The 4,617-nt window shown below is 31.5% G+C and carries 4 protein-coding genes and 1 pseudogene; 3 read left to right on the top strand and 2 right to left on the bottom strand.

The features are described from left to right. Positions 1 to 83 precede the first annotated feature (83 nt). Both AB8B90_RS09055 and AB8B90_RS09050 read right to left on the bottom strand, forming a co-directional pair. Positions 84 to 320 carry a hypothetical protein gene (locus AB8B90_RS09055; protein WP_405335932.1) on the bottom strand — a complete coding sequence of 79 codons (237 nt, stop codon included), beginning with the start codon at positions 318 to 320 and terminating at the stop codon, positions 84 to 86. Next, positions 313 to 768, bottom strand: a complete 456-nt coding sequence (locus AB8B90_RS09050) for an SRPBCC family protein (protein WP_405335929.1) — start codon at positions 766 to 768, stop codon at positions 313 to 315. Before AB8B90_RS09050 ends, AB8B90_RS09055 begins: the two co-directional genes overlap by 8 nt. Before the next feature lie 287 nt (positions 769 to 1,055). On the opposite strand from AB8B90_RS09050, the gene AB8B90_RS09045 reads away from it, so the two are divergent. From AB8B90_RS09045 to AB8B90_RS09035, 3 genes and pseudogenes are all read left to right on the top strand, one after another. Further along, positions 1,056 to 2,996, top strand: a complete 1,941-nt coding sequence (locus tag AB8B90_RS09045; RefSeq protein WP_405335926.1) for a peptidylprolyl isomerase — start codon at positions 1,056 to 1,058, stop codon at positions 2,994 to 2,996. After that, positions 2,997 to 3,851 carry a peptidyl-prolyl cis-trans isomerase gene (locus AB8B90_RS09040; protein ID WP_405335923.1) on the top strand — a complete coding sequence of 285 codons (855 nt, stop codon included), beginning with the start codon at positions 2,997 to 2,999 and terminating at the stop codon, positions 3,849 to 3,851. Beyond that, positions 3,835 to 4,617 (top strand): annotated as a pseudogene (locus tag AB8B90_RS09035) (peptidylprolyl isomerase); the annotation flags it as partial. The gene AB8B90_RS09040 and the pseudogene AB8B90_RS09035, both read left to right, overlap by 17 nt.

The following is a 4,617-nucleotide window of genomic DNA, read 5'->3' as shown; positions in this document are numbered from 1 at the left end:
GTTTGACAACTGGTAAATAGTAACAAAACTGTTGGTATAAAAAGGGAAACTTTTTTAATGATATTCATTGTTTAAAAATTAAATTAGTCTTGGTGTATTTGTCCTCGATGAGGTTTTAAAGCATCTCTAATAGGTTTCATGTCTTGTTCGTCTACAACCATAAAGGCAATGGCATGCATATCACTCAAAGCATTAAAACCTGTAATGTCAATGTTTAATTTTTGAATGGTAATATATTCTTTTAAATGTATGGTGTGGTGTTCTGCAGTTTTTAAGGCATTCGGACCACGAAAATCCCAAATAAGTTTTAGTTTACGCATGGGCTACTGAGGTTCCGTTTTCTGCAAAATTTTTAAAATCTTGCATGTATTTTAAGGATTGTTTCTTAAACGCACTAGGCATTAAAAACAGCATGATTCTCATTGGAAAATTTAATGGAATAAATTCATTTACTGAAGTCCATTTTGTAAAACCATCTGGAGTTTCTGTAAAATGATTCTTCTGAATATTATTCATGCCTTTTGTATTGTAAGTCGCATGAAATTCATTTGGAAAATCACTTTTTGTTATTGTTTCAATGATTTCCATATCACGCTTATCATACTTGTAATTAAGTTTTATTTTTGAACCTAAACTTCCTGGGTTTCCTGAGAGGTGTTCGGCAGTCTGAAGTCCTCTTTGCCAGTGTTTCATGTTTTCAATGTTATCCATTTTGGAAGCAAACACATCTAGAGGGACTTTAACTATAATTTCTGTAGTATAAAGCATTGCGAGGGATTTATTAAGACGATAAATATAATGTCTTTTTTGTAATAAACACAGTCATTTCCTGCTTTCAGACATCATTTTAGCTCATTTGTTGTTAAAATCCGATAATCGTAAACATTTTATATTTGAAACCTACCGAAAAGTATGACTTTCTTACGATTTTTTAGCATACTAAATTCTTCTGTTAGACGTTTAAAAAAAAGCATCTTGTTAAATGTATGAATTGTGTTATTTTTGCTGAAGTTTGAAACAATCAAATCGTACATTTAATACCTAATAATAAAACAATGAAACAATTTATTACTGTTATTTTCTTTTGTCTGTCATGTGCACTCTTTGCACAAGTTGATAAAAACGACGTCTTATTTACTGTTGATAATGAGCCAGTTATGGCTTCAGAGTTTGTGAGAGTGTATAGTAAGAATTTAGATTTAGTAAAAGATGAATCACAAAAAGATGTAGATGCTTATCTCGAACTTTTCATTAATTATCAATTAAAGGTTAAAGAAGCAAAACGTTTAGAATTAGATAAGGACGCAAAATATATTAGAGAGTTTTCTAATTATAAATCGCAGCTGACTAAAAATTATATGTCTGAAAGTAAAGTGACTGATAACTTAGTTAAAGAAGCTTATGATCGTTCAACTATGGATATTGAAGCATCACATGTTCTTATTAGAATTGAAGAAAATGAAAAAGATACTACTGAAGTTTATAATCGATTGTTAAAATTGCGTGATCGCATTATTAAAGAAGGTTATGATGCAGTACAAAAAGAAGTTCATAATGGAAAAACTGTTTTTGCTGAAAACTTAGGTTATTTCTCATCATTTAAAATGGTTTATGCTTTTGAAACTGTTGCATTCAACACTAAGGTAGGCGAGGTGTCAATGCCGTTTAGAACCCGTTTTGGATTTCATATTGTTAATGTAACCAATAAGCGACCATCGTTAGGCGAAGTCACTGTAGCACATATAATGGTAGCTAAAGACCAGAAGGATAGTTTACTTAATCAAGAAACGCGTATCAAAGAAATTTACAAGAAATTACAACAAGGCGAAAAGTTTGAGTCTTTAGCTAAGCAATTTTCAGACGATAAGAGTTCTTCTGCAAAAGGAGGGATGCTAACCCCTTTTACTGGAGGACAATTAGGATCTAAAGAGTTTGAAGACGTGGCGTTTAGTCTCAAAGAAAATGGAGACGTTTCTGAACCTTTTATGACTGATTTTGGTTGGCACATTGTTAAATTAATCGAGAAAAAAGGAGTGCAACCCTTTGAAGATGTTGAAGCTACTTTCGTAAATAAAGTAAGACGTGATTCTCGCTCTAGGTTAATAAATACAGCTTTAGCAAATGAATTAAATTTAAAATATAAAGTTAAAGACAATACAGAAGCATTAGCGTATTTTGAAAGTATTATCAATGACAATTACTTCAAACAAGCTTGGATTGTTCCTGAAGATTTAAATCAAGACAAAACATTTATAACTATAGGTGATAAAACAATTACTTACGGCAATTTTGCTCAGCATTTGTTTAAAAATCAACGTAAGTATAATAATAAAAAGGTAAGTGCGAACGCTCTTGTTACGGGAATATATAATACTTACAAAGAGGAACAAATTATCACATATCACAAAGATAATTTAGAAAACGAAAATGAAGATTTCGCTCATGTTCTAAAAGAATACAGAGATGGTCTATTGCTATTTGATCTCATGGAGAAAGAAGTATGGAACGCAGCATCAAAAGATTCAGTAGGTTTAAAATCTTACTTTCAAGCTCATAAAAGTAACTACATGTGGAATGATAGAGTAGACGCAGTAATCTTGTCTTCTGCTAACGAGAAAATGATTAATAAAGCAATCAAATTATTGAATAAAGGGAAATCTATCGAAACTATTGAGGACAATCTTAATGATGGTGAAACGCAAAATATTATTTCTACTAGTGATGTTTTTGAAGAAGGAAATCAAGCACTACCATCAGGTTTTGAATTTAAAAAAGGAATTTCAAAAATATACATGCATAATGACGCATACCATGTTATTAAAGTAAATGATGTTATGCCTAAAGGCGAAAAGACACTTGAAGAGGCAAGAGGAAAAGTTGTAAGCGATTACCAAAATCAAATTGAAGACGATTGGATCGCAGCTCTCAATAAACGTTACACTGTGAAAGTAGATACTAAAGTCTTTAAAAAGGTCAAAGCACAAATTCTTAACTAGTTGTTTAAAAAATCAATTGTTGTCATATCAAGCCTAGTCTTATTGTCGTCTTGTAGTTTTTTTAAACCTATAGATGAGAAAACTCCTTTGGCACGAGTTAATGATTCCTATTTGTATGAAGACGATATAAATGCACTTGTTGCTGATGGTATTTCTGAGGAAGACAGTACGTTTATAGTCAACGGATTTATTAATCGTTGGGCAACGCAATTATTACTCGTCGATGGAGCAGAGCGTAATCTTTCAGAAGCACAGCAAGATAACTATCAACGACTAGTAGATCAGTATAAAAAAGATCTGTATACTAAAGCATATTTAGAAGCTCTAGTTAATAAAACTGTTGATACAGTAATTAGTAATGAAGAAGCACAAGAAATTTACGAAGCCAATAAAGAAACCTTTAAGCTTAATGAGGAGTTATTAAGGTTTCGGTACATTACGATTCCTAATAATGCGATTAATGAATCCGAAATAAAAGAGCGCTTTAAACGGTTTGATGAAGATGACAAACGCTACCTAGATTCTATTTCAGTGCAATTCAAATCTTATTCATTAAACGACTCTATTTGGATACAGACATCTCAGATTGTAAATAAAATTCCGGCTGTAAATTCTAAAAACAAAAAAGAACTGTTAAAAAAATCTAATTTTGTACAGCTCAAAGATTCATTAGACCTATATTTGGTGCAAATTAAAGATGTATTATTTCAGAACGATATTGCACCTTTAGACTATGTAAAACCTACTGTTGATCAAATAATTATCAATAAAAGAAAACTAGAGCTCATCAACAAGCTTGAAACTGATATTACAAAAGATGCTATTAAAAATAAACAATTTGAAATCTACAAATAACATAAAGTTAGTAATTACTATTGTCTTAACATTCTGTGCGCAAATAGTTGTATCACAAGAAATCATTGAAGATGAAGTCGCAAAACCAAAAACAGAAACGGATACTACAAAAGCAGGAAGCCGTGTTAAAATTGATGGTGTAGTTGCAGTAATAGGTGATTACGTTGTTCTTGATTCAGATGTTGATAAAGAATTCATTCAACTTCAAGCTCGTGGTGTTTCAACTGCTGATATTTCGCGTTGTCAATTGTTTGGTAAGTTATTAGAGGATAAATTGTATGCGCATCATGCCATTCAAGATAGTATTCCAATTAATGAATTAGAAATTCGTTCTAGTATCGAGCAACAAATATCTGCGTTCTTAGAAACAAAAGGTGGTACCATGGAAGAGTTGCTTTCTTTTTACAATAAAGACTCAGAGCAGAGTTTACGTGATGAAATGTTTGAGCTTAACAAAAATGCAAAGTTAGCAGCAGACAAGCAACGTAAGATTGTATCTGAAATTGAAGTAACTCCTGAAGAGGTTAGAGAATATTTTAATACTATTCCTGAAGATGAGCGACCAGTTTTTGGAACAGAATTAAAAGTGGCTCAAATTGTTGTTATTCCTGAAATAACTGAAGTTGAAAAGCAAAAAGTAATCGATAGACTTAAAGAGTTTAAAGCAGATGTTATTGAAAATGGAGCTAGCTTTACAACAAAAGCAGTTTTTTATTCAGATGATATTCCATCACGTAAAGATGGTGGTAAATACACATTAAATAAA

The sequence above is a fragment of the Psychroserpens sp. genome (assembly GCF_045105015.1).
In the GTDB taxonomy this organism is placed as follows: Bacteria; Bacteroidota; Bacteroidia; order Flavobacteriales; family Flavobacteriaceae; genus Psychroserpens.
Note: the sequence above shows the minus strand (reverse complement) of the source record. Positions and strands in the feature narration are given on the sequence as shown.

Bases quoted from the DNA above. Each gene is read 5' to 3' on its own strand.
- AB8B90_RS09045 (WP_405335926.1), top strand. From the start codon at position 1,056: ATGAAACAATTTATTACTGTTATTTTCTTTTGTCTGTCATGTGCACTC.
- AB8B90_RS09055 (WP_405335932.1), bottom strand. From the start codon at position 320: ATGCGTAAACTAAAACTTATTTGGGATTTTCGTGGTCCGAATGCCTTA.
- AB8B90_RS09050 (WP_405335929.1), bottom strand. From the start codon at position 768: ATGCTTTATACTACAGAAATTATAGTTAAAGTCCCTCTAGATGTGTTT.